This window comes from Nitrobacter sp. Nb-311A (genome assembly GCF_000152905.1).
Taxonomy (GTDB): domain Bacteria; phylum Pseudomonadota; class Alphaproteobacteria; order Rhizobiales; family Xanthobacteraceae; genus Nitrobacter.
In genome coordinates, this window is the sequence record NZ_CH672420.1 from 1 (window position 1) to 26,810 (window position 26,810).

Annotated in this window: 22 protein-coding genes and 2 tRNA genes; 12 read left to right on the plus strand and 12 right to left on the minus strand. The window is 60.1% G+C overall.

Annotated features, from left to right (window positions below; all coding sequences use genetic code 11):
• Positions 1-120 precede the first annotated feature (120 nt).
• The 4 genes from istA (at position 121) to NB311A_RS15960 (ending at position 3,535) form a co-directional block, all read left to right on the plus strand.
• Positions 121-1,620 (plus strand): IS21 family transposase, encoded by a 1,500-nt coding sequence (gene istA / locus NB311A_RS15945; RefSeq protein WP_009799666.1) that lies wholly within the window; start codon positions 121-123, stop codon positions 1,618-1,620.
• Positions 1,620-2,483, plus strand: a complete 864-nt coding sequence (gene istB, locus NB311A_RS15950; RefSeq protein WP_009796681.1) for an IS21-like element helper ATPase IstB — start codon at positions 1,620-1,622, stop codon at positions 2,481-2,483. The genes istA and istB overlap by 1 nt, the downstream gene beginning before the upstream one ends.
• Before the next feature lie 430 nt (positions 2,484-2,913).
• Positions 2,914-3,165 carry a hypothetical protein gene (locus NB311A_RS15955; RefSeq protein WP_009799667.1) on the plus strand — a complete coding sequence of 84 codons (252 nt, stop codon included), beginning with the start codon at positions 2,914-2,916 and terminating at the stop codon, positions 3,163-3,165.
• A gap of 85 nt (positions 3,166-3,250) precedes the next feature.
• Positions 3,251-3,535 (plus strand): hypothetical protein, encoded by a 285-nt coding sequence (locus NB311A_RS15960; protein ID WP_009799668.1) that lies wholly within the window; start codon positions 3,251-3,253, stop codon positions 3,533-3,535.
• A 507-nt stretch (positions 3,536-4,042) separates the two neighbouring features.
• On the opposite strand, the gene NB311A_RS22700 is transcribed toward NB311A_RS15960, so the two are convergent.
• The gene (locus NB311A_RS22700; RefSeq protein WP_245257019.1) at positions 4,043-4,258 is read right to left on the minus strand and encodes a hypothetical protein; all 216 of its coding nucleotides are present in this window, start codon (positions 4,256-4,258) and stop codon (positions 4,043-4,045) included.
• Between the two features lie 46 nt (positions 4,259-4,304).
• Here NB311A_RS22700 and NB311A_RS22705 point away from each other — a divergent pair, with 46 nt between their 5' ends.
• A complete protein-coding gene (locus tag NB311A_RS22705; RefSeq protein ID WP_245257020.1) occupies positions 4,305-4,811 on the plus strand; it encodes a tyrosine-type recombinase/integrase in 507 nt (168 codons plus the stop codon).
• A gap of 25 nt (positions 4,812-4,836) precedes the next feature.
• On the opposite strand, the gene NB311A_RS15970 is transcribed toward NB311A_RS22705, so the two are convergent.
• Together NB311A_RS15970 and NB311A_RS15975 are read right to left on the minus strand one after the other, a co-directional pair.
• A tRNA-Leu gene (locus tag NB311A_RS15970) sits at positions 4,837-4,921 on the minus strand.
• A 128-nt stretch (positions 4,922-5,049) separates the two neighbouring features.
• Positions 5,050-5,292: a FliM/FliN family flagellar motor switch protein gene (locus NB311A_RS15975; protein WP_009799670.1), complete on the minus strand. Its 243-nt coding sequence runs from the start codon at positions 5,290-5,292 to the stop codon at positions 5,050-5,052.
• A 64-nt stretch (positions 5,293-5,356) separates the two neighbouring features.
• Here NB311A_RS15975 and lipB point away from each other — a divergent pair, with 64 nt between their 5' ends.
• Complete coding sequence (gene lipB, locus NB311A_RS15980) at positions 5,357-6,052, plus strand: lipoyl(octanoyl) transferase LipB (RefSeq protein WP_009799671.1); 696 nt, start codon at positions 5,357-5,359, stop codon at positions 6,050-6,052.
• A 68-nt stretch (positions 6,053-6,120) separates the two neighbouring features.
• On the opposite strand, the gene NB311A_RS15985 is transcribed toward lipB, so the two are convergent.
• From NB311A_RS15985 to NB311A_RS16010, 6 genes are all read right to left on the minus strand, one after another.
• Positions 6,121-6,894 (minus strand): TonB-dependent siderophore receptor, encoded by a 774-nt coding sequence (locus NB311A_RS15985; protein ID WP_009799672.1) that lies wholly within the window; start codon positions 6,892-6,894, stop codon positions 6,121-6,123.
• 109 nt (positions 6,895-7,003) lie between these two features.
• On the minus strand, positions 7,004-7,990 hold the full coding sequence (locus NB311A_RS15990; RefSeq protein ID WP_040675720.1) for a FecR domain-containing protein: 987 nt from the start codon (positions 7,988-7,990) through the stop codon (positions 7,004-7,006).
• A gap of 105 nt (positions 7,991-8,095) precedes the next feature.
• Positions 8,096-8,599 (minus strand): RNA polymerase sigma factor, encoded by a 504-nt coding sequence (locus NB311A_RS15995; protein ID WP_040675723.1) that lies wholly within the window; start codon positions 8,597-8,599, stop codon positions 8,096-8,098.
• 254 nt (positions 8,600-8,853) lie between these two features.
• Complete coding sequence (locus NB311A_RS16000; RefSeq protein WP_040675726.1) at positions 8,854-9,153, minus strand: acylphosphatase; 300 nt, start codon at positions 9,151-9,153, stop codon at positions 8,854-8,856.
• A gap of 75 nt (positions 9,154-9,228) precedes the next feature.
• Positions 9,229-11,244 (minus strand): acetyl/propionyl/methylcrotonyl-CoA carboxylase subunit alpha, encoded by a 2,016-nt coding sequence (locus NB311A_RS16005; protein ID WP_009799676.1) that lies wholly within the window; start codon positions 11,242-11,244, stop codon positions 9,229-9,231.
• A gap of 395 nt (positions 11,245-11,639) precedes the next feature.
• Positions 11,640-12,212, minus strand: coding sequence for a hypothetical protein (locus NB311A_RS16010; protein ID WP_009799677.1), 573 nt, complete (start codon positions 12,210-12,212; stop codon positions 11,640-11,642).
• Positions 12,213-12,585: 373 nt separating this feature from the next.
• Between NB311A_RS16010 and NB311A_RS16015 the strand changes: the two genes are divergently transcribed.
• Both NB311A_RS16015 and NB311A_RS16020 read left to right on the plus strand, forming a co-directional pair.
• On the plus strand, positions 12,586-13,245 hold the full coding sequence (locus tag NB311A_RS16015; protein ID WP_009799678.1) for a peroxiredoxin: 660 nt from the start codon (positions 12,586-12,588) through the stop codon (positions 13,243-13,245).
• Between the two features lie 215 nt (positions 13,246-13,460).
• On the plus strand, positions 13,461-14,588 hold the full coding sequence (locus NB311A_RS16020; RefSeq protein ID WP_009799679.1) for an S-(hydroxymethyl)glutathione dehydrogenase/class III alcohol dehydrogenase: 1,128 nt from the start codon (positions 13,461-13,463) through the stop codon (positions 14,586-14,588).
• 64 nt (positions 14,589-14,652) lie between these two features.
• On the opposite strand, the gene NB311A_RS16025 is transcribed toward NB311A_RS16020, so the two are convergent.
• Both NB311A_RS16025 and NB311A_RS16030 read right to left on the minus strand, forming a co-directional pair.
• Positions 14,653-16,914 carry a CHASE2 domain-containing protein gene (locus tag NB311A_RS16025; RefSeq protein WP_009799680.1) on the minus strand — a complete coding sequence of 754 codons (2,262 nt, stop codon included), beginning with the start codon at positions 16,912-16,914 and terminating at the stop codon, positions 14,653-14,655.
• A 367-nt stretch (positions 16,915-17,281) separates the two neighbouring features.
• Positions 17,282-18,625, minus strand: coding sequence for a lipopolysaccharide assembly protein LapB (locus NB311A_RS16030; protein WP_009799681.1), 1,344 nt, complete (start codon positions 18,623-18,625; stop codon positions 17,282-17,284).
• A gap of 346 nt (positions 18,626-18,971) precedes the next feature.
• On the opposite strand from NB311A_RS16030, the gene NB311A_RS16035 reads away from it, so the two are divergent.
• From NB311A_RS16035 to NB311A_RS16050, 4 genes are all read left to right on the plus strand, one after another.
• A tRNA-Arg gene (locus NB311A_RS16035) sits at positions 18,972-19,048 on the plus strand.
• Between the two features lie 1,471 nt (positions 19,049-20,519).
• Positions 20,520-22,076, plus strand: coding sequence for a SulP family inorganic anion transporter (locus NB311A_RS16040; protein WP_009799684.1), 1,557 nt, complete (start codon positions 20,520-20,522; stop codon positions 22,074-22,076).
• A 363-nt stretch (positions 22,077-22,439) separates the two neighbouring features.
• A complete protein-coding gene (locus tag NB311A_RS16045; protein ID WP_009799685.1) occupies positions 22,440-23,090 on the plus strand; it encodes a carbonic anhydrase in 651 nt (216 codons plus the stop codon).
• Positions 23,091-23,477: 387 nt separating this feature from the next.
• Complete coding sequence (locus tag NB311A_RS16050) at positions 23,478-23,828, plus strand: GrlR family regulatory protein (protein WP_009799687.1); 351 nt, start codon at positions 23,478-23,480, stop codon at positions 23,826-23,828.
• Between the two features lie 264 nt (positions 23,829-24,092).
• Here NB311A_RS16050 and NB311A_RS16055 read toward each other — a convergent pair whose 3' ends face one another.
• A complete protein-coding gene (locus NB311A_RS16055) occupies positions 24,093-26,774 on the minus strand; it encodes a PAS domain S-box protein (RefSeq protein ID WP_009799688.1) in 2,682 nt (893 codons plus the stop codon).
• Between the last annotated feature and the right edge of the window lie 36 nt (positions 26,775-26,810).

The window sequence follows — 26,810 nt, forward strand, 5'->3', positions numbered from 1 at the left end:
CCTTCTTTGTCATTCGGCATGCAAAATTGACCCCGTAAGCCGGGGGATCGGCGTCCAAAATTGACCCCCTACAGGTTGGCTGTTGCGCTGCCTGCTTTGTCATGAAGCAGGTGGTCGGGGATGCTGATCGTGGAGACGATTGCGCGGATACGGCGCGAACACTTCATCAAGGGCAAGACGATCAAGGAGATCGCCCGTGACCTGAAGGTGTCGCGGAACACGGTCCGGAAGGTGCTGAGGTCGGGCAAGACCTTGTTCGAGTATGAGCGTTCGATCCAGCCGCGCCCCAAACTCGGGCGTTGGGCGGCGGAGCTTGATGAACTGCTGGCGGCGAACGCGGCCAAATCGGCTCGCGAACAGCTGACGCTGATCCGGATCTTCGAAGAGTTGCGCGGACGCGGCTATGACGGCGGCTACGATGCCGTACGGCGTTACGCCAGGCGTTGGAGCAAGGAGCGCGGGCAATCGACCGCGGCGGCCTATGTTCCGTTGAGCTTTGCGGCGGGCGAAGCCTACCAGTTCGACTGGAGCCATGAGATCGTTCTCCTCAACGGCGTGACGGCGATCGTGAAGGTCGCTCATGTCCGGCTGTGCCACAGCCGCATGCTGTTCGTGCGGGCCTATCCGCGGGAGACGCAGGAGATGGTATTCGACGCCCACGACCGGGCGTTCGCACTGTTCAAGGGTACCTGCAGCCGCGGCATCTACGACAACATGAAGACGGCGGTAGAGACGATCTTCGTCGGCAAGGATCGCCGCTACAATCGCCGCTTCCTGCAGATGTGCAGCCACTATCTGATCGATCCGGTCGCCTGCACGCCGGCGTCGGGCTGGGAGAAGGGTCAGGTCGAGAACCAGGTCGGGCTGGTCCGGGAACGGTTCTTCACGCCACGGCTGCGGTTCAAAACCCTGGACGAGTTGAACGCGTGGCTTCTGGATAAGTGCATCGCCTACGCCAAGGCGCACCGACATCCAGAACTGGCCGAACAGACGGTCTGGGAGGTGTTCGAAGCCGAGCGGCCCAAGCTCGTTCCCTATGCTGGCCGGTTCGACGGATTCCACGCGGTGCCGGCATCGGTCTCGAAGACCTGCCTGGTGCGCTTCGACAACAACAAATACTCGGTCGCTGCCAGCGCCGTCGGGCGCCCGGTCGAAGTTCAAGCCTATGCCGATCGCATCGTGATCCGTCAGGACGGGCGCATCGTTGCGGAGCATCCGCGATCGTTCGGACGCGGCGAGACGACCTACAATCCCTGGCACTACGTGCCGGTGCTCGCGCGCAAACCCGGGGCCTTACGTAACGGCGCACCCTTCAAGGACTGGGTGTTGCCGGCCGCGATCGAACGGATCCGGCGCAGGCTCGCCAGCACCGACGACGGCAATCCACAGATGGTCGACATCCTCAATGCAGTGCTGACGGACGGTTTGTCGGCGGTCGAAGCCGCCTGCGCCGAGGCGATCGCTCATGGCGTTCATTCCGCTGACGTCGTTCTCAACATCCTGGCTCGCCAACGCGAACCCGCTGCACCGGCCAACATTATGACGCCGGCGGCACTGACGCTCCGCCATGCGCCGATCGCCGATTGCGCCCGTTACGACAACCTCCGGAGGACCATCTGATGGAACGAACCCAAATCTTCGACCTCATGGGTGAGCTCAAACTCTACGGAATGAGGGCTGCCTTCGACGAGATCATGGCGACGGCCGTCAAGCGCCAGCACGAACCTCAGCACATCGTCGGCGACCTGCTCAGCGCCGAGATCAACGAGAAGCAGGCGCGGTCGATCAAGTACCAGCTCACCATCGCCAAGCTGCCATTGGCCAAGGATCTCGATGACTTCCAGTTCGAAGGCACGCCGATCAATCAGACGCTCGTCAATGATCTCGCCGGCGGCGGCTTCATCGCCCAGCAGCGCAACGTCGTGCTCGTCGGCGGCACCGGCACAGGCAAAACCCACCTGGCCATCGCAATCGCCAGAAGCTGCATCCGATCCGGCGCCCGCGGTCGCTTCTACAACGTGGTCGACCTCGTCAATCGCCTCGAGATCGAGACCCGTAACGGACGTCAGGGCCGGCTTGCCGAACATCTGACCCGGATGGACTTCATCGTGCTCGACGAACTCGGATATCTGCCCTTTGCCCAATCCGGCGGCCAGTTGCTGTTCCATCTCGTCAGCCGGCTCTACGAGCGTGCTTCCGTCATCGTCACCACCAATCTCGCCTTCGGCGAATGGCCCAGCGTGTTCGGCGACGCCAAGATGACCACCGCGCTGCTCGACCGGTTGACCCACCACTGCGACATCGTCGAAACCGGTAACGACAGCTGGCGCTTCAAAAGCCGCGACGACGATCACGCCACCCGCGCTCGTCTCGTCTCCGCAATCCCGGCCAGCTCCGACGAGTCGAGCGCTACCCTCAAACCACGCCGCGCGAAGGGGTCAAAATTGAACGCCGATACGGGGTCAAATTTGCGAGCCGATTGACACAACGCAATTGATGCGCTCGTCCGCCTGCGAAAAACGACGAAATGGGTGCCGATCGGCCTACTGAAACGATCCAGAATCGGCGCTTCGCGTCGGTGCACCGTCGACCACTCAACGGCTCCAAACAGCAAGAGCCCGAGACCGACGACCACGCCGGGCGGAAACGCACCGCCGGCAGCCGCGACGATGATTACCGGTCCGGCCGCAGTTACGACCTTCCACCAGGCATCGAGACTGAAGTCCTTCATGTCCGTGCCATCGCCAGACATCGAACGAGTCTCCTTTGCTGTCCTCAGAGGGGATTCCAGACCCGTCGCCGACGGCGAATCGGCGGCGGGTCGCTTTTGGCAACCTACCCAAAACCGCACTGCCGCATCCCGCAGATTTCACACCTATCCACGCCGGATCACACCGACATCAGGAGATACACATGCGCTCCGCTGACGTAGGCAACGTCGTTCCCCTGCCACGCTCGCGCTCGAACGACACCAGCGGCGACGTAGTCGATCGCATGGTCGCCGATCTCATCCGCTTCGAAGCAACCGGCACCGAGACCGACGCGATCCGCTCGCTGATGGCAACCCGACGCTACAGCTACGGCGATATCGCAACACTCCTTGACGATGCCCTGACCGCAGCGCGTCAGCGGATCGTGGCCGCTGAAATGGCGAGGGCGTCATGAGCAGGATCGCCACCAACATTCTGCTCTGGCTCTACATCGGAGTGTTGCTCGCCGGGACCGTCATGGACACATGGCAGGTACCCCGATGAGAAACCGCCCCTCACCCGCATTCACCGCGAAGGTTCTCGGCGCGCTGCCGGAGGACGGCAGTCCGATCACCTCACGAGGCGTTTTCATCGCCATCGGCGAGATCTCGACGCCGGCTTATGTCCGCATCGTGCTGCGCCAGCTGGCGATCAACGGCCACCTCATCGCGACCGGCCCGGGCGGCCAGCGCGTTTATCGGAGACCGCCGGCGCAACAGAAAGTCGCCGGCCGCCTGCTCGACGCCGTCACCCATGACGCCATGCCGGAGGCGACGCCGCTATGAGCAGGACGCCCGCGCGCATCACCCAGGCTGACGTTTCCCGCGCTCTGCGTGCAGCAAAGCAGGCCGGCGCCGGCTACGTTGAAGTTATGCCGGACGGGACAATCAGGATCAGCTTTTCCCCGCAATCCACTGTTCCAACAAGCAGAACCCCAGAAACTCAGCTTGAACGGCCGCCGGATGTCATCCTGTGATGGCCGACATGGCAAGGCCCCGCCCTCCTTATCTGCTAAGTGAACGAACCCGCCACGGCAAGCGGGTCTGGTACGTCCGTATCGGGACCGGCCCGAGGATTCGGATTAAGGGCGAGTACGGCAGTGCAGAGTTTATGGAAGCGTACCATGCCGCCTTGGCAGGCGAGCGCCCCCAGCCCAAGAGTGAGGCGGCGCGCGGTACGTTGGAATGGCTTTGGACGCTCTATCGCCAATCGTCGGCCTGGGCCGACCTATCGGCAGCGACCCGAAAGCAGCGCGAGAACATCATGAAGCATGTTCTCAAAAGCGCCGGTCATCAGCCCTTGTCCCATATCACCCGCGCGTCGATCGTCGCCGGGCGTGACCGCAGAGCAAAAACGCCGTCCCAGGCGAAGAACTTCATCAGCACGGTTCGCGGCCTCTTCGGCTGGGCGCTCGATGCGAACCTGGTCAACTCCGATCCGACAGCCGGCGTGAAGCGGCCGAAGCGGAAACGCTCGGAAGGATTCCAGGTCTGGACAGAGGATGACATCGAGAAATTTCAGAAGCGATGGAATCGAGGAACGCGGGAGCGCGTGATGTTCGATTTGTTCCTCTTCACTGGACTGCGACGGGGCGACGCTGCCCAAGTTGGCAAGCAGCATGTCAAAGACGGCTCCATTTCCATCAACACGGAAAAGACCGGCATCCGCGTCACCATCCCGATTCAGCCAGAACTCCAAGCCACGTTGGATGCCGGCCCGGTCGGCGATCTGGCGTTCATTGCAACTGCCGCAGGCGTTCCGATGACGAAGGAGTCGCTTGGCAATGCATTCCGTGATGCCTGTCGATCCGCCGGCATTACAAAATCGGCGCATGGCCTTCGCAAAGCTGCGGCGACCAACGCGGCGAACCGCGGAGCAACTGAGCGCGAATTGGAGGCCCTGTTCGGATGGGTTGGTGGCCAGATGGCATCGCTCTACACGCGATCGGTAAACCGGGAGGCTCTATCAAAAGGAGCCGCCGCCAAGATGTCGAGGGACGAAACGGAAACTTCTATCCCCGCACCTTTGGACGAGGTGCGGGTTTCAGGACGAAAACCTTAGTGATATCAAAGAGAGTTTCGAGGTGTGGTGCGCTCGAAAGGACTCGAACCTTCACGATGTTACTCACTGCCACCTCAAGGCAGCGCGTCTACCAATTCCGCCACGAGCGCTAGAACTGGTCAGGCTTTTGCCCAACCAGTCGACGGCACCGATGTAACAAAACAATGATGGAGGGACAAGGCCCCGCGAGACCTCCCTCCTCCCGACCGGTGGATCGGAAAAGGGCCGGGAGAAAACGTTACCGGCGGTCCGGCGCGCGCGGCAGCATCTGTTTGACTTCGACCGTGATGCGGTTCCGGTTGACCATCACGACGCCGCTGGCGATCGGCAGGTTGTTGACCAGGATCTTGACCTCGTCCTGCTCGGTGGCGTCAAGCTCGATGATGGCGCCACGGCTGAGCCGCATGACCTGATGAACAGGCATGGACGTGGTGCCCAGAACCACCATCAGATCGACCGATACTTTATCGAGCGTCGCCACGAAATACAGACTCACGAACCGTGCAAATTGCTACGGTTCCAGACCACCACATGATGGTTAGCCAATGATTAACAGCCGCCAGACCCTCGATTTGAAGCTGTTCGCGGCCTCGCCCGGCGAGCCGGTGGACTGGCGTCGGTCGGATCATCCCGTGCCCTATCCGGAAGCGGTAGAGGCGATGGAAAGGCGCGCCGCGGCAATCGCCTCGGGCGAAGCCGCGGAGCAGGTCTGGCTGCTGGAGCACCCGCCGCTTTACACCTCCGGCACCAGCGGACGCGAAGCCGATCTGGTGAAGGCCCGCTTTCCGCTATTTGAGACCGGCCGTGGCGGCCAGATCACCTATCATGGCCCCGGCCAGCGCATCGCCTACGTCATGCTGGATTTGAAGCGCCGCCGTCCCGACGTGCGGGAGTTCATTGTCTGCCTGGAGGAATGGATCATCCGCACGCTCGACGCCTTCGGCGTCAGGGGAGAAAGGCGCGAGGAACGGGTCGGCGTCTGGGTGGAGCGCCCGGACAAGGGGCCGGGCCATGAGGACAAGATCGCGGCGATCGGCGTGCGGCTGCGCCGCTGGGTCTCGTTTCACGGCGTCTCGCTCAATGTCGATCCCGATCTCAGCCATTTCGCCGACATCGTGCCCTGCGGCGTCACCGACCCGCGTTACGGCGTGACGAGCCTCGCGGACCTTGGTCAGCGTGTCGGGCTGACCGATGTCGATGACGCCATGAAGCGCACCTTCGGCGAGGTCTTCGGCTGCTGAAATCCCCCGCATTTATTTGACGGGATCGATGGCTGTATCGATCCCATGGGCAACCATCAAAGCGTAGCCTAAAACCTCGCCCGCGCGGTCAGCATGAAATTGCGCGGCGTGCCGTAGAAATTTCCACCCCAGGGATTGCTCTCCGTCACGTAATAATACTTCTTGTCGAAGACGTTGTTGACATTGAGAGCCAGCGACCAGTTCTTGCTGATGTCGTATTGTACAAGAAGATCAACCACCGCGCGGCCCGGCTCGGTGAAATCAAAGGGCGTCTCTGGGCCATCGTAAACCCCGTTGTTGAATGTTCTTATGAAACCTCTCTGATAGTAAGAGCTTTGTGCCGTCACGCCGCCGCCGACTTTAAGACCTTCAAGCTGGCCCGGAAACGCATAGGTTGTCCATAGTTTGAAAAGGTGTTTTGGCGTGATGGTGCTGTATGCGCCTCCCTCCGCCTGGTTCTCGTTGTCGTTGAAGGTATAGCCGGCATGAACCCGCCAGCGATCGACGATCTCGCCGCTGACCTCGACATCCACACCCTGACTCATGATGCGGCCGCTTCCGAGATAACAGCAGTCGGTGCCGAAATTACCGGGAGTGGGCGGATACGCCATATCCCGTATTGCCTGGCCGAAGGCGGCGAGCGCTTGATTCAAGGGTCCGGCAGGAATGTTGAAACTGGTCTGGGCCTGCGCGAGCGCCTGGCTTTGCGGGACCGCGCTGCCGCCAATCACCGCCGTGGTCGCCAGCAGCGCCGCGATCAGCGCCTTGCGAATGCCTTCGCAAAAGTCGTTCCCGCGAAACCCATAACCTAGAAACTCTTGCCCCAAAGTCCCCTGCCACATGTCCGAACCACCCCGAGCGTCATTCGGGACTGGCAGCTCGCTGTTCGATGCAGTCCCTAAGGGCTTTACGAACGGACCGTCGAATTTTCCTGTTTTTCGTGCGGATTTTTCAGACAGGCGAAATGATGGTCATGAAAGGCGTGACGGTGCGCACCTTCGCGCCGAACGGCCGAACCACGGCTTCGAGCGCCCCAAGCGGATCGGCAAGATCGAAAACGCCGCTCACCACGCGGGAGCCGAGAGAAGGATCGGCCATGACCACGCTCCCCCGCTGCCATCGCGCGACTTTAGCAACCATTGCCGAGACGGTCTCCCGCTCCGCTACGATCATTCCCTCCCGCCATGCCGCGATCTGGGAGGCTTCGCGCGTCCCGCGGGCGATCGCGTGCGAGGAATTGTTGAAGGTGATCCAGTCGCCGGGATTCAATCGTTCCGCGAGGCGGAGTTCGGAATCGGCCGCTCTCGCCTCGACCGCGCCATGGTCCACGGAGACCGAAACGAATCCCGCGTCGTTGGACACGTCAAAAGCGGTGCCCAGCGCCGTGGCCGTGAGATCGCCGGACAGGACCGAAAACGGCCGCGACGCATCGCGCGACACATCGAAATAAGCCATTCCCGCCAGAAGCCCGATGGTCCTTCGCGCATCGGTAAAATCGATCGCGACCGCGCTATCGGGGCCCAGGGTGAGTTCGCTGCCGTCGGACAAGGTAATGCGCCTGATTTCAGCGGTGGACGTCATGTGGTCCGCCCGCGCGCGCAGGAGAGCGCCCGGCACCGTCAACGATCCAGCCGCGGCAACGCCCGCGCCGATCAGGCCGCCGACGACCAGCGTGCGCCGCGAAATGCCGGCAACCCCGTTTTCAGCGGTCTTGCGCTCAGTCTTGCGCTCGGTCTTGCGCTGCTCGGTCAGAACCTTTCCGGTCATGCCGTGGATCGCGGCGACCCTGGCCCAGGCCGCCTCGTGCCGGGGACTGCGCGCCACCCATCTCCGCGCCATGTCGATGGAAACCGGGTTGGCCGGGTCGTTCTGAAGGCGGATGGCGAGGTCCGCCGCTTCGCGAAACAATCGGCGGTCCTCTGCTTGCGCCTCGGTCATGGTCTGCATCCATCATCCCGCGCTAGATTAGCGCGCGAAGCCTTCCTTCTTATCGAAGAATACGAATTGCAGGCCGAAATTTTCAGTTTTTCGAATAGCAGCCTATCAGAGGCCGGTCAGCCGGGCATCAATATGATCGTAGGCGTCCCGGATGAGCGACCAGACCCGGGACGTCGAGAGACCGAGTTCAGCCGCGACCTCGGCAATCGTCATTTCATCGAGCCGGTGCATTTCGAAGGCGATGCGGGTGCGCTCGGGCAGCTCAGCGAGCGCGGCTCTGGTCAGCGCCAGCTTCTGACGGTCGTAGACGGCGACTTCCGCAGATGGCGTGGGGTCGATGATGGCAGCAAAATCCTCGGCCGACAGATCGACGCGACGCAACACCCGCTCGCGGCGCTGGTGATCGATGCCCAGATTTCGCGCTACCCGAAACAAATAAGCTGCCGGGTTATGAACCGTCACGGCATTGCCGGGCGGCGAAACAAGAATCTTTACGAAAGTGTCCTGGGTAATATCCGCCGCCGTTTCCTCACTCAATCCCCGACGCCGCAGCGCTGCGGTAATGTCGCGTGCATGGCGTACAAACAGTCTGTGAAGGTCCCATTTCATGAACGTCTCACTGGGCGCTTGCCCGAAGCCATCCTTTGCCCGCACACGGATTCGACCAGCGAAAGGCGCCGCAGCCAAAGAGAAATGGAAGACAAAAGAACCATATTGCTAACGTGAAACAGCCAAGGTTGAAGAGACGCCGACGGATTGCCCCTCGCGCGATCGACTTTCAATCGTTTATGGCGTCCAAAATTCTTCCGCAACCGCAATGATTTGGATTGATTCTAGAAAGCGCCCTGGAAAAGACTTTCTACCTACACCGTCGGAAGTTGTGAGAAGCGTTCGCCGGTCCGGATCATCTTCAACGCGTTCTCCGCCCCTGGCTGATCCTCAATGCCGTCCACACGCGCGAACTCCGGCCCGTTCCGGCATCGCACCGCCATCTCCGCGACGGCTTCGGCCGGTCCCACAAACAACGCCTCGACGCTCCCGTCACGCCGGTTTCGCACCCAGCCGCCAACGCCGAGACGGATGGCTTCGCGCATCGTCCAATAGCGGTAACCAACGCCCTGAACGCGACCGCGGATCACAACCTGACGAACGACCTCATGCATCCGGTGCTCCGATCGGTTGCCGCCCAGCGAAAGCACGGTACGCAGTTTCAATACTTGGAGACGCCATGGAAGGATTCAAGCGAATTCGAGGATGAGCGCATCCACCGCCAGCGTCGCTCCAGGTACGGCTGCAATCGTCTTGATCGTTCCGTCTTGCTCCGCACGCAGTACGTTCTGCATCTTCATGGCCTCGATGACCGCCAGTGTCTCGCCGGCTTTGACCTCCTGTCCTTCGGTAACAGCGATCGAGACGACGAGGCCGGGCATTGGGCATAGCAGCTTCTTGCCGTTGTCAGTGGCGGTCGCCACCGGCATGAGCCGCGCAGCAGCCGCCTCGGTTTGGGTAAACACATAGACCGCGACATCGAAACCCTGATGCGCAAGCCGGAATCCGTTTATGATCGGTCTCACCTGTAGTGCGACCGGATGCCCGTCGAGCGTGCCCTGCCAGATCGGCTGGCCGGGTACCCATTGCGAGAGCAATCGATGGGCTTTGCAGACACTTTCGTCCGCATTTATAAAGCGAACCGCCATGGCGTCGCCATCGCGCGCGACATCGAGCAGGATTTCATCGTGATCGAGCCACACCGCGCGGCGGCCTTCCCTCGTTACCGGACGACCGTTCATCTGGCCGGAAATCCGCCGCTTGCGCTCGCCGAGCACATGATCGATTGCAGCCGCTACCGCCGCAAGCCTGCGCGCGGTCTCGTCTTCCGGCGCGCGCGCGGTGAACCCTCTCGGAAATTCCTCTGCGATGAACCCGGTCGAGAGATTGCCAGCGCGCCAGCGCGGGTGACGCATCAAAGCTGACAGAAACGGAATGTTGTGCCGGATTCCGTCGATATAGAATTCGTCGAGCGCACGAGCGTGCGCTTCAATGGCAGCGACGCGAGACGGCCCATGGGTCACGAGCTTGGCGATCAGCGGATCGTAATGAATTGAAATCTCGCTGCCCTCGTACACGCCTGTATCGTTGCGCACGGTGACATCATCTCGGTTCAATTCCGCCGGCGGCCGATATTTGACAAGGCGTCCGATTGAAGGAAGAAAATTTCGGAAAGGGTCTTCTGCATAGACGCGCGACTCGATTGCCCAGCCCGTCAGCGTCACGTCTTCCTGCACTATCGGCAGCTTTTCTCCTGCGGCGATACGGATCATCTGTTCGACCACATCGATGCCGGTAATCAGTTCGGTGACCGGATGCTCGACCTGTAGCCGCGTGTTCATCTCGAGGAAGTAAAAGCTCTTGTCCTGCCCGACAACAAACTCGACCGTGCCTGCCGAGTCGTAGTTCACCGCCTTGGCTAGCGCCACGGCCTGCTCGCCCATCTTGCGCCGGGTGATCTCGTCGAGCAGCGGCGACGGCGCCTCCTCGATGATTTTTTGATTTCGCCGCTGAATCGAGCACTCTCGCTCGCCAAGATGGATCACGGCGCCGTGCTTATCGCCGAGCACCTGGATTTCGATATGCCGGGGATCGACAATAAACTTCTCGATGAAGACGCGATCGTCGCCGAACGAGGCTTTCGCTTCTGCTTTCGCAAGATTGAACCCCTCGACCACCCCGGCGCTGGAATGCGCAACGCGCATGCCCTTGCCGCCGCCGCCCGCGGATGCCTTGATCATCACCGGATAGCCGATCTTCTCGGCGATCTCCGTCGCGTGCTTGTCGTCCTCGATCACGCCGATGAAGCCCGGCACCGTCGAGACTCCCGCTTCCGCCGCCACCTTTTTGGATTCGATCTTGTCGCCCATCGCGGCGATTGCGTTGGGATTGGGTCCGATGAAAACAACGCCGGCATCCGCGAGCGCTCGCGGGAATCCCTCGCGTTCGGACAGGAACCCATAGCCGGGATGGACGGCTTCGGCGCCGCTCTTGCGGCAGGCCTCCACGATTTTCTCGATGACGAGATAGCTTTCAGCGGCCGGCGGGGAACCGATCGGCACGGCCTCGTCGGCCATATTAACGTGAAGCGCATCGCGATCCACCTCCGAGTACACGGCGACGGTTTCGATGCCCATCCGGCGGGCGGATCTGATGATCCGGCAGGCGATCTCGCCGCGGTTGGCGATCAGAATTCGTTTGAACATGCCTGGCGACCTGCAACCTTCAGGCGCGGTCCAATCTTCAGCACGGTGTACGCGGTCCGGCCTACGACGCTGTAATGTTTCCTCGTACAGAAAAACCAAACAGCCGCAAAGGCTTTTCAGCAGGAACGAGCGTCGAAAGAGCCTCGACACGCCGCCCGGTTACAGAGGAATTTTCCCGCTCATTGCCCGTGACCTCGCCAAGTCGCGTCAATTGCGGCCGCGTGGTCCGGAACCCGACAAAAAACGGCAGGAGAATAACCCGCCGTTCGTTGGCTTAGAGACTTTCACCGCTTCATGGAAACGGTGAAAGTCTCTATCTTTATGTTTTGACGCGTTTTCTTCACGCGAACCGGATTCCACTTCGCTCAAAAACGCTATAGTGCGTTCCGCGCGCCTTACATGCCGAGATCGAGGATGCCTGGAAAGTGCGCCAGCGGCAGGGTCGCCGCGCCGATCAGGCTGGCGACCAGCGCCATCAGTTGGCGATTGCTGCGGCGTTTGCCACGCATCTGGCTTGCAATCCACTCCAGCACTTCGATGTTGACGCCCACTGCCCGGGTCGGCGCCCAGCTTTCGATAGCGGTATCAGGAGCCAGAGCGACGCTGCGCGCCGGCACCGGAAGCCCTGAGGCGGATGCTGCGTGGTGCACAATAGCTTTGGCAAACAGATCGTCGAACCGTCCGCCATCGCTTCGTTCGGTGGCGGCATCATTGATCTCGAATAGCGCTTCAGCCTCTTCCCGGCTTACCGGCTGGTTGTCCACCGCATCGGCCGTCAGAAGACGCGCGCACCAGGACGTATCGGTGGAATCGAGCACTCGGGAGAAATGAACCCGGCCCTTGGCAGTCGGCCCCTCCCCGGTGATGACGCCGTTACGAACGGTTGCAAGAGCGGCCGCCACGTCGTTATGGCTCGCAATAGCGGAAATATCGATAGGGCCGACGGTGGGGGACATGTCGGAAAACATGGGAATGCTTCTCTCTTCTGGATCAAATCAGCAATTTCACGCGGGCGTGAATCGTTCGTTAAAATCGGACAATCCGCTGCCACGCTTTTGAAACGGCACGCAGATGATTTAGTGGTCGCCTCGATGGCGATCCCGGTTCATGGCACCACCTTTCGGCACGCGTGGGGCGACGGCGGGGCAACTTCGGGACATCTCCGATCACAATCCCGTAGGCGTTAATTCGCCACAACTGCCCGACGCCGAAAGGAAGATGCTCCACGACCCTCGCGCGGGAAAAAGATATTGTCTTTTTCGGAACAGGTTCCGTTTCGCGAAGCTGGAGCCTATAGTCCCGCCACCCCACGGCTAACAGTGTGACACGAGGACGTGACTTATGACTCTATCGATTGGTTCGACCGCCCCTGATTTCGAAGCCGAAAGTACTGAAGGCGCCATCAGCTTTCACAAGTGGCTCGGCGATAGCTGGGGGCTATTCTTCTCGCACCCCAAGGACTTCACGCCCGTCTGCACCACCGAACTCGGCGCCGTCGCCCGGCTCAAGCCGGAGTTTGACAAGCGGGGCGTCAAGCTGATCGGCATCAGCGTCGACCCGACCGATAAGCATCACCTTTGGTCCAAGGATATCGAGGAGACGCAGGGCGTCGCGCCGAACTATCCGCTGATCGCGGATGTCGATTTCAAGGTCGCCAAGCTTTACGGCATGTTGCCGGCCAGCACGTCCGGCGACGTTAACAAGCGAACGCCTGCCGACAATCAGACCGTGCGCAACATCTTCGTGATCGGTCCCGACAAGCAGATCAAGATTGTTCTCATTTATCCGATGAGCACCGGCCGCAACTGGCAGGAGGTGCTGCGCGTGATCGACTCCTTACAGCTCACGGCCAAGCACGGCGTCTCGACTCCGTCGGACTGGAAGCAAGGCGACGATGTGTTCCTGTCCGCCGCGGTTCCGGAGGAAGAGGCCCGCAAGAAGTTCCCGAAGGGCTGGAAATCGCCGAAGCCGTATTTCCGGATTGTCGAGCAGCCGAAGTAACGCCGGCAGGCTTCAATCGAGAACGCGCAAGTCAAGGGACGCCTCCGGGCGTCCCTTGACTTTTTTGGTCCCGCGGAAAGCCGGCCGACGCTCAAAAGCAGACTGTCGTCGCCCCGCCGTTGCGGCTTTGAGGACACGACCTTATCCTGGGCTGCAATAAGCATTCCCGTGCAATCCCTCTGCAATTGCAGAACACCCGCCGAAGAGAAGTCTCCATGCATATTCGCGCCGCAGTCGCCCTTGCCGCCGGCAAGCCGCTTGAAGTCACGACCGTGGAGCTCGATGGCCCGCGCGAAGGTGAGGTCATGGTCGAGATCAAGGCAACCGGCGTCTGCCACACCGACGAGTTCACCTTGTCCGGCGCGGATCCGGAAGGGTTGTTTCCGGCGATCCTCGGTCACGAGGGCGCCGGCGTTGTCGTCGATATCGGCAAGGGCGTGACTTCGGTGAAGAAAGGCGATCACGTTATCCCGCTTTACACGCCCGAATGCCGGCAATGTCCGTCATGCCTGTCACGCAAGACCAATCTCTGCACGGCAATCCGCGCCACGCAGGGCCAAGGACTGATGCCGGACGGCACGTCGCGCTTCTCTTTCGACGGCAAGCCGCTTCATCACTACATGGGCACGTCGACCTTCGCCAATTACACGGTGCTGCCGGAGATCGCGGTCGCCAGGATCCGCGAAGACGCCCCTTTCGACAAGGTCTGCTACATCGGCTGCGGCGTCACCACCGGCATAGGCGCGGTCATTAATACCGCGAAGGTCGAACCCGGAGCCAAGGCGATCGTGTTCGGTCTCGGCGGCATCGGTCTGAACGTCCTGCAAGGGTTGAGGCTCGCCGGCGCCGACATGATCATCGGCGTGGACATCAACGATGATCGCAAGGCATGGGGCGAGCGCTTCGGCATGACGCACTTCGTCAACCCGACTGACGTGGGAAAAGATCTTGTCCCTCACCTGGTCGATATGACGAAGTCCGGCGCCGATCAGATCGGCGGCGCGGATTATACGTTCGACTGCACCGGCAACGTAAAGGTGATGCGCCAGGCGCTGGAAGCCTGTCACCGCGGATGGGGACAATCGATCGTCATCGGCGTCGCGCCCGCCGGCGCGGAGATTGCGACGCGGCCGTTCCAGCTCGTCACGGGTCGTGTATGGAAGGGCACGGCATTTGGCGGCGCGCGCGGCCGCACCGATGTGCCGAGGATCGTCGACTGGTACATGCAGGGCAAAATCCAGATCGATCCGATGATCACCCACGTCATGCCGCTCGACGACATCAACCGAGCCTTCGACCTGATGCGCAAAGGCGAGTCGATCCGCAGCGTTGTGATGTTCTGAAAGCCCCTCTGCTATGCCGGAATCAAAAGCGGATTTTTATGATTTCTGAATTGACGCGTTGTCTTCACGTCGCGTGGAGCGGTACGATCCGTTCGGCCAGGCGGTGATAGAAATCCTGCATGTCTTCGCCGGCGAACTCTTGGCACCGGGCCAGGGCGACCGTCGCCTCAAGCGCATGGCCGGATTCGATCGCGGTCAACAGCACGCCGTGCTGTCCCTTCCATTCGGTGAACTCCGGCGATGCCGCCACCGAACCGTCGCCGACGATCGCGTAAATTTTTGTGGGCCGTGACTTTCCTTTCAACAGGATCTCGCCCGCCTCGAGAAGCGCAATTCCTTTGACCCGTCTGGCCACGTCTTCCGAAACCAGAAGGTCCACATCAAGCACCTTGCTTGCCGACTCGATTCGTGCCGCCACATTCACAACATCGCCCATGGCCGAATAATTGAATCGCCTTTGCGATCCCATATTGCCGACGCAAGCCAGTCCGGCATTGATGCCGATCCCGATCCTCACACGGGAGTCTTCAAACCCACGCGCAGAGAATCCAAAGACGTCCGCATCGTTGAGCGCGCGGAGCGCCTCACGCATCTTGAGAGCGGCTTGGCAGGCCCGGGTCGCGTGATCGGGTACGTCGGCCGGCGCATTCCAGAATGCCATGATCGAATCGCCGATGTACTTGTCGATGGTCCCCAGTTCATCCTGTATCGCATCCGACAACGGCGCCAGCAGCGTATTGATGAACTCGACAAGTTCGGTCGCGGTCAGAGCTTCAGAGATCGGAGTAAACCCGCGAACATCCATGAACATCACGGAAATATCTCGGGACTCGCCACCGAGGCGCATCCCTTGCGGCGAATTTTCAAGCTGGGTGAGCAATTCCGGCGCGAGATACTGACCGAAGGCCTGCCGCACGAATTTCTTCTCTCGATCGGATGCAACGTGAAGCACGCGCTCTACGGCGATATAGACTGCCAGCGCCGCCAGCGACGGGAAGATGGGATCAATCAACAGTCGAAAATGCGAGAAGGCGATCCACGATCCCGCAAGCCCCGCGACAAATCCCACCACACCAGCATAGAACGAGAACCGGGCGCCGAATATCAGGACGAGGCCGGCGACCAATGCGCCAAATAATACGGTCAGAACGATTTCCAGTCCGTCGGTCCAATCCGGACGCTCGATGAAGTCCTGTGCGAGGATCTGCTCGATCAACTGCGCCTGGATCGCGACGCCCGGAACCGGGCCGCCCAGAGGCGTTGCGCGCGAATCCATCAAACCGGCAGCCGATGCGCCGACGAGGACAATCGCGCCGTCGATCAGCGGCTTCACCGCGACCTCCTTTGCGGGATCGAGAATGTCCTTTACCGATACGTAACGTTGTGGCCGGTCGCGACTGAAATAGATCCGGGATTCGCCGTTGCTTGTTAACGGCAACTTGAACGCGCCGACCCGCATATCGATTAGCGCGTCGCTGCCCGTATCAGTGTCGCCGCTCGCTCCCGTCCCTCGCACGACGATGCTTTTCTGGTTCTGAGCGACACGCAACGCCTCGATCGCAAGGCTGGGATAGATGCTCACGCCGTCGGAAAACAGCATAGGAACCCGGCGCACGATGCCGCCACGGTCGTGCGAGCTTAGATTGATGCCTCCGATGCCTGACGCCTTTTCGTTGAGTGCCGGCAGGCTCGACACCGTGCCATGGAACGGCGCAAGCACCTTTGTCGGATTGACGCCGACAAAGGCCAGTCCGGCCCGGACCGGCGGGCGCTTGTCATTGGCGGTGCCGAGGGCGGCAAAGCCGAGTACGACCCCTGTCTTGCCTATAGCATCGGCGAACGCCTGATCGTGGTCAGGCAGATTCGCGAGCAGCTTCACGGTCTGATCGATATCCGGTGCGCCGGAATCCTTCAAATCGTCGGCGAGCCGGCGCGGCGTCGTACGATCCGGTTCGGAAAAGATGACATCGTAGGCGACCACGCCGGCACCGAGATCGGCAAGCCGACGGGTTAGCGCGGCAAGACGTGTCCTCGGCCAGGGCCACTGGCCGTATTCCGAAATCGAGGCTTCATCGATATCGACGATCCGCACAGGCAGATCGGTATAGGCGCGTGGCTTGAGCCGCTGATAGGTGTCGAACGTACGTTCCTTCAGTTCGGTGACGATGCGCGGGTCATAAGCGCGTAGCGAAGTGAGAAGCACAAGGGTCAACACCGCCGCACCGACCGCACGAAGATTCTTGTTGCGCGTCAGTCTGCGCAGGCGCGCCCACGCCAGCATCATCCGTACGCGCAAGGTGCTGCGCAAACGCGTCGCAGCCTTCATCGGTCCGTCTCGGCAGATGTGAACAGACGAACATGATGGCCGATACAGTCTGAAAATCTTGTCGGCTCGCGACCCGCTTCCGCGGACCTTCTGCGCAAGCCTGACTCAGCGCAATCAAGGGACGACAAAGGGTCTGGATCCCGGTTTAATGATTCTATGATCGGCTCAACACTCGCGGACACAACGACACCGCGAATATAACCGGCACATTAGCCGAATCCGATCCGTTTGGCGCACAAAAACAAAATCGATCAGACTCATTTCAGATGACCGCTGATGCATCGGCGAAGGACGCGGTCGTACCTGGCGGTTCACTGTCGGCTTCGCCGCCCGGTTTTGACGTCAGGCGTATCGGCGCAGGCTAGGCTCAGAACCGCGCGGTCGGTCCGATCGAGACTGAGAAGTTGTCGGTCGTGTAGTTCGGCAGCGACGAGTCGATCTTGGTGTACAGGATCTGAGTCCGCAGGCCGACGTTCCGGTACACTTGAGCATCGAAGATCGCGCCGTACCGTTGCTCCCTATCGTTCCGCACCTGAAAAGGATCGACGATCGGATTGGGCGCATCAAAATTGGCCCAGCTAAAGCCAATCGTCGGCGCGATCACGAATCGGTGCGGCGTGCCGAACACCGGCAAGATGAACCCATACGGGAAAGCCATGTCGATGGAATAGCGCTTGTAGGAATAATAATCGAAGATAGCACGATTTTGCTCGAATCCGGCGCGCGCCGTCCAGTGCAGCGGCCCGAAGCGTAAATCCGAGGTCACCACCGCCGATAGCAGGTCTCCGGTCTGTTGGCCGGCCGTCGGAAAGTTGGACGAGTTCGAAAAATCGCGGTGCCGCTGCTCAACGAACGCTTCCAGAATACCGCGATCGCCGAGCGCCGTGCGCGCGGACACGCCGCCGCCGCCGGCCGAAAAGTAAGTGGCGTCCCCAAGCCACGCCTGGTCGCCGATGCCGTAAAGTTTGAACGATGCGTTCTGTCCAATAGCAATGCGCGGGCCGACCACGAGCTCGACCAGGCCAAGGTTGAACTGATTGAGTCTGTATTGGCGCGAATTGACGCCCAGGAAACTAGCTTCGATGGCGTCCCCCCGCGTGCCGATCTTATAGGCATAGTTGGCGGTAAGTGTCTGGAACATATTCCAGTCTGGATTCTTGCCGTACGCACTGTTGAGAATCGCGTCCTGACCGAGCGCGCGCACCATGAGGCTTGAGGGACCGAGGTTGGCGTTGGTCTGATAGCGCAGGCCGGCGGTGGTAAATACGCTGAACTCGTACCGCGCAAGCCGGCGATCGATCTCGGTCAGATAGGCGCGGACCTGAGCGCGAATGTCGTCAGGGGCGTCAGCCGCCTTGATCGCTTCCTGAAAATAGCTGCGTGCCAGTTCGTATGAGCCGAGCTTGAAATACAGCACGCCCAGTTCGAGTTTGACCCGCGGCAAATTGGGATTGAAGAACAGCATCCGTTCAAGGGCGCCGATAGCGGCTTCATAATCGCCGCGTTTGACGGCTTGCTCTGCGAACTTGAAACTGACCTCCAGGTCGGAGGGGTTTTTGTACATCTGCTGGAACAGCGCATCGTAATCCTGCTGAACGGCGGAAGCCGCTGAAATAGGAGATGATGTCGTCGATTGCGCCGCGGCCCCCGAGCAACAAGCAGTCATCGTCAACAAGACGGACGCGACTTTCGCGGTCTGAATAAATTTCACGCCACTACCCAAAACTAACTTCGATGCGAGGCTCCTTTCCATCTCCGTGGAACTAAATATGGAGCAAATTCACAGCGTTATGACGGCCAGATTAGCGACAGGCTCTCCGATTGGAACAACGATAGCCACACGTTGGCACGATTTTAGATCGGCGTCACCTTTTTACCACACATTGGTTCAGTAAAATCAATAACTTGGCGGAGGCAGCTCCAACCTGCGGCGAGAACGACCTGAGCTTCACCCAAGGATTGAGGCAGTCTGAGCTGAAGTCGCCTGATCCATGCTGAAAGTTGGGCCTTGCAAATCGCGTGACATCGGGACCCCGCAGTTCCTATAAGGAGGCCGTGCGCTCGTAGCTCAGCTGGATAGAGCATCGGATTTCGATTCCGAGGGCCGGGAGTTCGAATCTCTCCGAGCGCACCACTTAACTCCGAGTAAAATAAACACTTTCCGGATCTTGGTTTGCATCATCGCGATCGTTCGCGCGCACGCTGCCAGCATCTCTTCTCTGTTGGCTCGAGGTTCGCTGAGCCCTCCCCCTCCCACGCTGAGGCTAAGGAATCATCCTCACACGGAGCGCTTTCGCGCGGGTGTGATCCAGATTACGGTCCGCTGATTCTGAGGACGTTATCCGGCTTTCATGAAGAGAATTGCCGATGCGAAAAACGTTGATTGCTGCGGCCCTGTTCGGGTTCACTGCTTGGGCGATCGTCACGTTTGCTATGATGGTAGCGAAGTGGACCAGCCAAGTGGGGAGTGAGTCTGGATCCAACGTCACCAGCCATAGGTGACGCCAACGATCGGCAATCTGATTCTAAGCGTCCGGCTTACCCGAGAGACCGTATGGTGCTCTATTAAGAGCGCGTTCTCACGTCGCAAATAGAAACCTCACGAGAGTTACAAGCGACGGCGCGCGGCCGACAGCCGCGCGCGAGCCATAGCTCATCCCAAATTCAATGCCCGGCCCCATGCCAGCATGACGGGCCTGCCATGCTCGGCGATCGGGAGCGAACCACGGCTGCAGGTGTATGTTCAGCAGGAGGGCGGACACACACATGGAGCGTGACGTTGGAACAACACAAGGATGATGCCCGAACCAAGGCAAGTCGAACTGATCGGAAACGTAGGGAAATAACGCCGCTCGAAAAATACGTGATGGCGGTTGTCGTGCTTAGTGTCCTCGTTCCGATGGTGGCGTTATACTTTCTGCCACTCGCGTCCGGATAGAAAAGCCCCGTCGAAACGGAGCGGGCGGGCTGCTGCTCCGAAGGTAGCCAACTCGACCTTTCCCTAAAATCATTTCTCGCTGCTCGTGGCGTATCGAAACGTCACATACGAGATCTCGGTCACAAGCTGCCCGATCTCCTGCATCCTTGCATGGAAGCAGGAGATGCCGACTGTACGAGATCTCGAATAAAACATGCCTCGTTACGCAATAGGTAACAGGCCATTCCTGCTGTGAAAAGGGAACCGACCTATCCGGGTCAGAACGTCAACCCAAGCAGTTCACTTGCAGCACCGATCGGCGGAACCCTCCCAAGCGGGTCGCTGTTGGCAAAGAGTGAGAGAACCCGTTTACACCGTCGGACATTCCACTCGAACCATTTCACAAGTTTACCCGAGCCTTGATTGCTGCGGAAATTCGTACTGTGGTTGACACCCTCTGCGGAACACCGAGGAGCGGTCATTGGCTATCCTGACTAAACCTTCCACCCGGTAGAAGATTTTCCGCGCGCTCCTTGCAAACAGGTCATTAAGCGGCGTGGACATCTAGACCATTGGGCCATTAGGCTCCGTAAATGAACTCGAGCATGGAAATCCGGCTTTCGGCGCCGCCAGAGCGGAGGGCAAGGTTCCCTTATTATTTCTTTGCCGGTTCGAGGAGGAGAGGCTCATGCTTCTGTTGAAGGCGCCGCATGCGCGATCGCTCGGGCATGACATTTTCGCATCCGTCGTGGTTTTCCTTGTGGCGCTGCCGCTGTCGATGGGCATAGCGATCGCCTCCGGGGTGCCGATGGAAAAGGCGGCCTCCGTGGGCTTGGTGACGGCGATCATTGGCGGCCTTGTCGTCGGACCGCTCTCGGGCAGTCCCTTGCAGGTGAGCGGCCCCGCCGCGGGCCTCACGGTAATGGTCGTCGATTTCATTCAGAAATATGGCTTCGAGACGCTTGGGATCATCGTGACGATCGGCGGACTCGTTCAGATTGTCGCGGGGCTCTTTCGGCTGGGTCCCGTATTCCGCGCCGTGTCGCCGTCGCTCATTCAGGGAATGCTCGCGGGCATCGGCGTGCTGATCTTCGCCTCGCAGTTTCACGTCATGGTCGACGACATCCCGCCCGGCACGGGTAGGGAGTTTGGCGGCGTCATCAATCTGTGGCTCATTCCGAAAGCAGTTTTCAAAGGCATCACCGAACCAGCGCATCGGCCCGCGGCCGTCATCGGTCTCCTGACGATCACGATCCTCTTCCTATGGGCGGCCCTCGCCCCAAAAGCGCTAAAGCTCGTGCCGGCCGCGCTGCTCGGCGTCGTCGCCGCCACGGCGGCGGCATCCTCATTCGATCTCGACGTGAGGTGCGTGCCTGTGCCGGAGCGTCTGCTCGACGCGGCGCGCGCGCCACGCCTTGCCGATCTTGACGCACTGCGCGACATCGGCGTGTGGTTCGCCGGTCTGTCCCTCGCCTTCGTCGCCAGCGCGGAATCCCTGCTTACCGCCACGGCCGCGGACTCCCTCCAGCGCCACGCAGAGCGCACGGGTTACAACCGCGAACTTATCGCGCAGGGAACTGGCAACATCCTGTGCGGTCTCCTGAACGTCCTGCCGATCACCGGCGTGATCGTGCGCACCTCCGCCAATATCATGGCGGGCGCGCGCACACGCCTCTCGAGTTTTCTGCATGGCGCCTGGATGCTGCTCTTCGTGCTGCTGTTGCCGCAACTCCTCAGCATGATTCCCATCGCCGCTCTCGCCGCCATCCTCGTCTACACCGGGGTGAAGCTCATAAAAGTGGATTTCGCCAAAAACCTCTGGCGGCAGGATCGTATCGAAGTCCTCGTCTTCGGCGTCACCTTCGCAGGCGTCATCGGATTTGATCTCCTCACAGGCATCTTGCTCGGCATCGGCGTGTCGCTGGCCAGGCTTGTTTACACTTTCACCCATCTCGCCATCAGGATCGAAAAGGATGACGATTCACGCTTCGTGCATATGTTCCTGGACGGCGCCGCGACGTTCATCCGCCTGCCGAGGTTCGCGAGTGCTTTGGAAGAGATTCCGCCAGGCTATCACGCGCATATCCATCTGGGCCGACTTACCTATATTGATCACGCTTGTCTGACGATGCTCATAGACTGGGGGAAGAATTTCGAAGCAGCGGGCGGTCGTCTCCATCTCGACCGGGACATATTGCACCGCCTCTTCGACGAACAGGCATCGCGCTCGGCGAATGCGACCTGAGCGTGGTGCGCTTTCCGATGCAGTGCGCCACGCTTTCGGCCGGTGGTGCGGCCCTGGCCCGGTAGGAATGTGCAATCTCTATTCGATGACGAAGAACATCGACGCGATCGTCGACTATCCGGGGCGATCAATACCAGGTCGGCAATCTGCCATCCCTGCCCGGCATCTGATTACCCTGCCCCGATCGTGCGTAATGCGGTCGGCGCTAGACTAGTATTGTGAACGACGTATAATAGGTGGACTGCTCCGGATGGTCAGCGCAACAATGGCATTTGTTTTTTTAAATTTTCGCCAAGGCGCGGTTACTCGTGAAAACCATATCGCGATCCTTGTTTTGTCCGGTGCCGCTTTTCCCGGTGCGACATGAGCGCTTTCCCACAACGCCTGATCGACGGCTATCGCGCCTTCACCACACAACGGCTACCGATCGAGCAATCACGCTATCGCGCGCTGTCCGAACGCGGGCAGTCGCCTGAAACGATGGTGGTCGGCTGCTGCGATTCGCGCGTTTCCCCGGAGGTGATTTTCGATGCCAGGCCCGGCGAACTGTTCGTCGTGCGCAACATCGCCAACCTGGTGCCGGTCTATCAGCCCGACGCCAGCGCTCATGGTATCTCGGCCGCGCTGGAATTTGGGGTGGAAGTCCTCAAGGTGAAGCACATCGTGATTCTCGGTCACGCGCAATGCAGCGGCATCAGCGCCATCATCAACAAGGCTGCGCCGCTATCGTCCGGCGATTTCATCGGCCGGTGGATGGCGATGGTCATCAAGCCCGGCGAGGTCATCGAGCAGCGCGAAGGGGAGACGAGGAAAGAATTCGCTACTCGCATCGAAAAGACGGCGGTGTTCCGCAGCATCGAGAACCTGATGACCTTTCCGTTCGTGCAGAGATCCGTCGAGAGCGGGCATCTTCGCCTGCATGGCGCCTATTTTGGCATCGCCGAGGGTTCGCTCTATGCGCTCGATCGGGAGAGCAAGGAGTTCCGCAGAGTCGAGGGCAACAGCCTCGTCTGACTGGTTTCGGGGCCCTCGAGCATCGAGCGCGTCGGTCCAATGCTGGACATTGCCGATTATCGTCAGTTTCCGCTCGCAGCGCCGCTGTTTCCGCGCCGGCATCCGGCGACGAATGCCTGCCGATCCAGGGCCATTGCCGCCGCGCGGCTCCAGCTACTTTAACGGTGATGGTACGCCCGCGGATGGCGACGCTTTGCTCTTGCGGGTGCGATTATGCGTCGCGCAGGCTGGAGCGCGGCGCAGGCTGGCGTAGTTGGCACACAGTGACCGTGACACCACCCAACTAATAGGAGGTCGGTCCGAGCGTTGCCGCATTGACGCGCTCGCGTCCTCTTTGACATAATGACACCGGGACAAGATAAAATTTGCGGCTGCGAGCGGATCACCATGAAAAATGGGTTGTATTCGGTTCATATCGCCTTGCTTGACGGGCGTGTGGGCAAGGGCAGTGGCGTAGTGATGTTCCGCAATGGCAAAATTCTCGGCGGCGACGCCTATCTATTCTACACGGGCAGCTATTTCACAAAAGAGGATGGTACGTTCAGGGGTGAAGTTCTGGTTCAACGCCATACGCCAAGTCGTGACGTGAACCTGCTGTTTGGCAATTCGGAGTCGGTGGGAATCGGTGTTACCGGGACATTCACGGATACGACCGGCACGATGAACGGCACGGCGCTTGTCGGAAAGGCGAGTCAGATTTTCGAGGCCACGCTGCGAAAGCTGGCGGAAACGGATTGACCGCTATCCTTCCCACCGTTTGCGAGGGCGTCGGGCCCCGGCAATCCAATTCCCTGGAAACTCTCGGCCTGGTGTAACGCTCAGGTTCCAACTTTTCCCGAACTCACGATGCTGGAATGAACCGGACGTTTTGTTCCGAGGTAATCGCCAGCAGGCGATCCAGAGTCTGTTTCAACCTGCGTTGAACCAGACTCGTCGCTTATCTTTTTATTTGACCATGATCTTTTCCGAAAACCGGTTTCCACTTTTCGGGATCATGCTCTGTCATTCCGCGGCGAGTTCCATCGGGGCGACCCGCGGTAAAATGATCCTTATCCGCGTGCCCTGCCCGGTATCAGAATCAAGCTCGAGACGCCCTCCCAGGCGGTTCGTCACGATGTTGAAGACGATGTGCAAACCAAGACCGGTGCCGCCTTGATCACGCCGCGTCGTGAAGAACGGATCGAATGCCTTGCGCCGCACGTCCAGGCTCATGCCGCAGCCGTTGTCGGAGAACAAAATCTCGACATTGTCCGCGCCAAGTCCCCTCACGTTGATATCGACCGCCCCGCCCTTGCCGTCCGGAAAGGCGTGCGCCACCGAATTAAGGAAAAGGTTGGTCAGCACCTGACCGTAAGGTCCTGGATAGCTGCTCATCGTGAGATCCGGCTCGCAATCGACCGTCAGCGTCACATTGTGCTTGCGCAGACCGGGGCGCAGACTCATCACGACCTGTTCGGTGAGTTCGCCGAGATCGAAAGTTCGCTTGTCCGAATAGTTGCGGTCAGCGGCAACCTGCTTGAACGACTGAATCAGTTCGGCAGCGCGATTGAGGTTTGCAACAAGTTGAGACGCAGCATTACGATTGGCCGCGATGAAATCGCTGAGGCTTGAGCGCCGCAACTGACCACGCTCGACCTCCTCGGCGAACAGGGCAATTTTGCGTTCCAGCGAAGAGGCCACCGTCAGGCTGATGCCGACCGGATTGTTGACCTCGTGAGCAACGCCCGCCACCAGACGACCGAGCGCCGCAAGTTTTTCCGCCTCGATCAGCGAGTTCTGTGTTTCGCGCAGATTACGCAGCGCCGCCTCGGCCGCGTCCTTAGCGCGTCGCATCTCCTGTTCGCTTCGCTTGCGGTCGCCGATATCGAGCGCGACCGTCACGATGTTCTCGACGTGGCCGTCGGCGCTGAGGATCGGCAGCTTGTTGACCAGCCATTGCCGCATCTCGCCCGACGCATCCTTATACTCTTCTTCGTAGAAGCCAAGTTCCTTACCACTTTCAAGGACCCGCCTGTCGGTTTCATCCGTCTTCGCCGCATCGTGACGCGACATGACCTCGTTCGCCGTCAGTCCGATCGCGTCCGCGGGTTCGATCCCGAAGATGCCCGCCATGTAGCGATTCATCAGCACGTAACGCAGTTCGGCATTCTTGACGTTGATCACCGCGGGCACGGTGTCGATCACCAGTTGCAGCAGGCGCCGTCCTTCGGCAATCGTCTCTTCAGCTCTCCGCTGATCTGTGATGTCGCGAACCACGCCTTCATAACGGACAATGCGGCCGTTCTCGTCGCGTATCGCGGTGGCGCTATCGGAGAGCCAGAGGATGTCGCCATTGCTCTGACGCACCTGGTATTCGAACCCGCGGACGGTTCCGTCGCGCTCCATTCGTAACTGATATTTGGCGCGCGCATCGGCATCGACGTAAACCGTCTGCGCGCTGTCACCGATGCCACGGATGAGATCGTCGGGGGTATCATATCCCATTATCCGCGCCAGCGCCGGATTGGCATCGAGCAGCTGACCGGCCGGCGTCGTAACATAAATTCCGTCGACCGAACCTTCGAAGAGCTTACGATAGCTCTCCTCGGCGAGGCGTTGCTCGGCAAGCGCTCGAACGGCTGCTTCACGCGCGGAGTCCGCTTCAACGAGCGTTCTGCGAAACACCTCGGCGGCCCGTGCGATATCCCCGATTTCGTTTTTGACATCGGTTGACGGGATCGATTTTTCCTTCTGGCCGCCAGCTAGCTTCCGGATCGCCCTCGCGATCGCTTTCAGCGGACGGACCGTCCGGCGGACCACGAACGCCGCCGCAAGCAACCCGATCACGATTCCAACGCTGCCAAGAACGATGCTCTGCCATTTGGTTTCAGCAAGCGTCCGGGCAAAATCGCCCGACAGCACCCGCTCACGTTCCGCGCTGAGTTCGCGCAACAGCTCCGTTACTCGCCCGATCAGCCGCCCTTCCGCGCCCAGCACATCCCTGTCGAGATTTGCTATCTTCCGCTCCCTCAAGGATATCGCAATGACGGCATTGGCGTACGCCTCAACGGCTGCGCGCACCTTGGGTTCGCCGACATGAATGGCGCGCATCTTTTCGGCTGCCTGCTCCGCGGTCGTGGGATCATGCCCAAGCAGCGCGGCAGCGACATCGCTTTGTGCACGAAACAGTGTCCTTGATGTAGACTGATCGGCGGACTGTTCGATGACGCGTTCGAGCTTCTCGCGAAGCGGCGGCAGCGTTTCGATCAGATTCGCACGGTCCGCAATCAGGTTCGCCGCCTGCTCTATCCCCTTGCGATAATTCTCCAGCCGTGGTGTGACGCCATCGATCATCTCCTGCTGTTCCGGAGCGAGCTTGATGCGCGTCTTTTTAAGCAGTTCGTTAAACGACGACGTGGCGCCCCACACTCGGCTGGATTGAGCGGTCGGATCGGTGACGTAGTCTCGCGCCGCCAGCCGCAATTCGTTCATGCGGCGGTCGAGTTCCTCGGCGAGGTCGACGACACTATCCAGCCGCTGTAATTCGGCGAAGGTATTGTCGAGATGACGCGTCGCAACGACACTGGCTGCACTGGTTATCACGATGATCGCCAGCACCAGAAAGAAGCCGCCGAAGGTAATCTGGCCGATCGACAGCGAAGACGATCGTATCCGCTTAAAAAATACTCCGAACCCAGATGGCATGATGTTTGGACCGGCTTCCGATGGCCCTATATAGGA

Bases quoted from the DNA above. Each gene is read 5' to 3' on its own strand.
- istA (WP_009799666.1), top strand. From the start codon at position 121: ATGCTGATCGTGGAGACGATTGCGCGGATACGGCGCGAACACTTCATC.
- istB (WP_009796681.1), top strand. From the start codon at position 1,620: ATGGAACGAACCCAAATCTTCGACCTCATGGGTGAGCTCAAACTCTAC.
- NB311A_RS15955 (WP_009799667.1), top strand. From the start codon at position 2,914: ATGCGCTCCGCTGACGTAGGCAACGTCGTTCCCCTGCCACGCTCGCGC.
- NB311A_RS15960 (WP_009799668.1), top strand. From the start codon at position 3,251: ATGAGAAACCGCCCCTCACCCGCATTCACCGCGAAGGTTCTCGGCGCG.
- NB311A_RS22700 (WP_245257019.1), bottom strand. From the start codon at position 4,258: ATGTCATCCTCTGTCCAGACCTGGAATCCTTCCGAGCGTTTCCGCTTC.
- NB311A_RS22705 (WP_245257020.1), top strand. From the start codon at position 4,305: ATGTTCGATTTGTTCCTCTTCACTGGACTGCGACGGGGCGACGCTGCC.
- lipB (WP_009799671.1), top strand. From the start codon at position 5,357: ATGATTAACAGCCGCCAGACCCTCGATTTGAAGCTGTTCGCGGCCTCG.
- NB311A_RS15985 (WP_009799672.1), bottom strand. From the start codon at position 6,894: ATGTGGCAGGGGACTTTGGGGCAAGAGTTTCTAGGTTATGGGTTTCGC.
- NB311A_RS15990 (WP_040675720.1), bottom strand. From the start codon at position 7,990: ATGACCGAGGCGCAAGCAGAGGACCGCCGATTGTTTCGCGAAGCGGCG.
- NB311A_RS15995 (WP_040675723.1), bottom strand. From the start codon at position 8,599: ATGAAATGGGACCTTCACAGACTGTTTGTACGCCATGCACGCGACATT.
- NB311A_RS16000 (WP_040675726.1), bottom strand. From the start codon at position 9,153: ATGCATGAGGTCGTTCGTCAGGTTGTGATCCGCGGTCGCGTTCAGGGC.
- NB311A_RS16005 (WP_009799676.1), bottom strand. From the start codon at position 11,244: ATGTTCAAACGAATTCTGATCGCCAACCGCGGCGAGATCGCCTGCCGG.
- NB311A_RS16010 (WP_009799677.1), bottom strand. From the start codon at position 12,212: ATGTTTTCCGACATGTCCCCCACCGTCGGCCCTATCGATATTTCCGCT.
- NB311A_RS16015 (WP_009799678.1), top strand. From the start codon at position 12,586: ATGACTCTATCGATTGGTTCGACCGCCCCTGATTTCGAAGCCGAAAGT.
- NB311A_RS16020 (WP_009799679.1), top strand. From the start codon at position 13,461: ATGCATATTCGCGCCGCAGTCGCCCTTGCCGCCGGCAAGCCGCTTGAA.
- NB311A_RS16025 (WP_009799680.1), bottom strand. From the start codon at position 16,914: ATGAAGGCTGCGACGCGTTTGCGCAGCACCTTGCGCGTACGGATGATG.
- NB311A_RS16040 (WP_009799684.1), top strand. From the start codon at position 20,520: ATGCTTCTGTTGAAGGCGCCGCATGCGCGATCGCTCGGGCATGACATT.
- NB311A_RS16045 (WP_009799685.1), top strand. From the start codon at position 22,440: ATGAGCGCTTTCCCACAACGCCTGATCGACGGCTATCGCGCCTTCACC.
- NB311A_RS16050 (WP_009799687.1), top strand. From the start codon at position 23,478: ATGAAAAATGGGTTGTATTCGGTTCATATCGCCTTGCTTGACGGGCGT.
- NB311A_RS16055 (WP_009799688.1), bottom strand. From the start codon at position 26,774: ATGCCATCTGGGTTCGGAGTATTTTTTAAGCGGATACGATCGTCTTCG.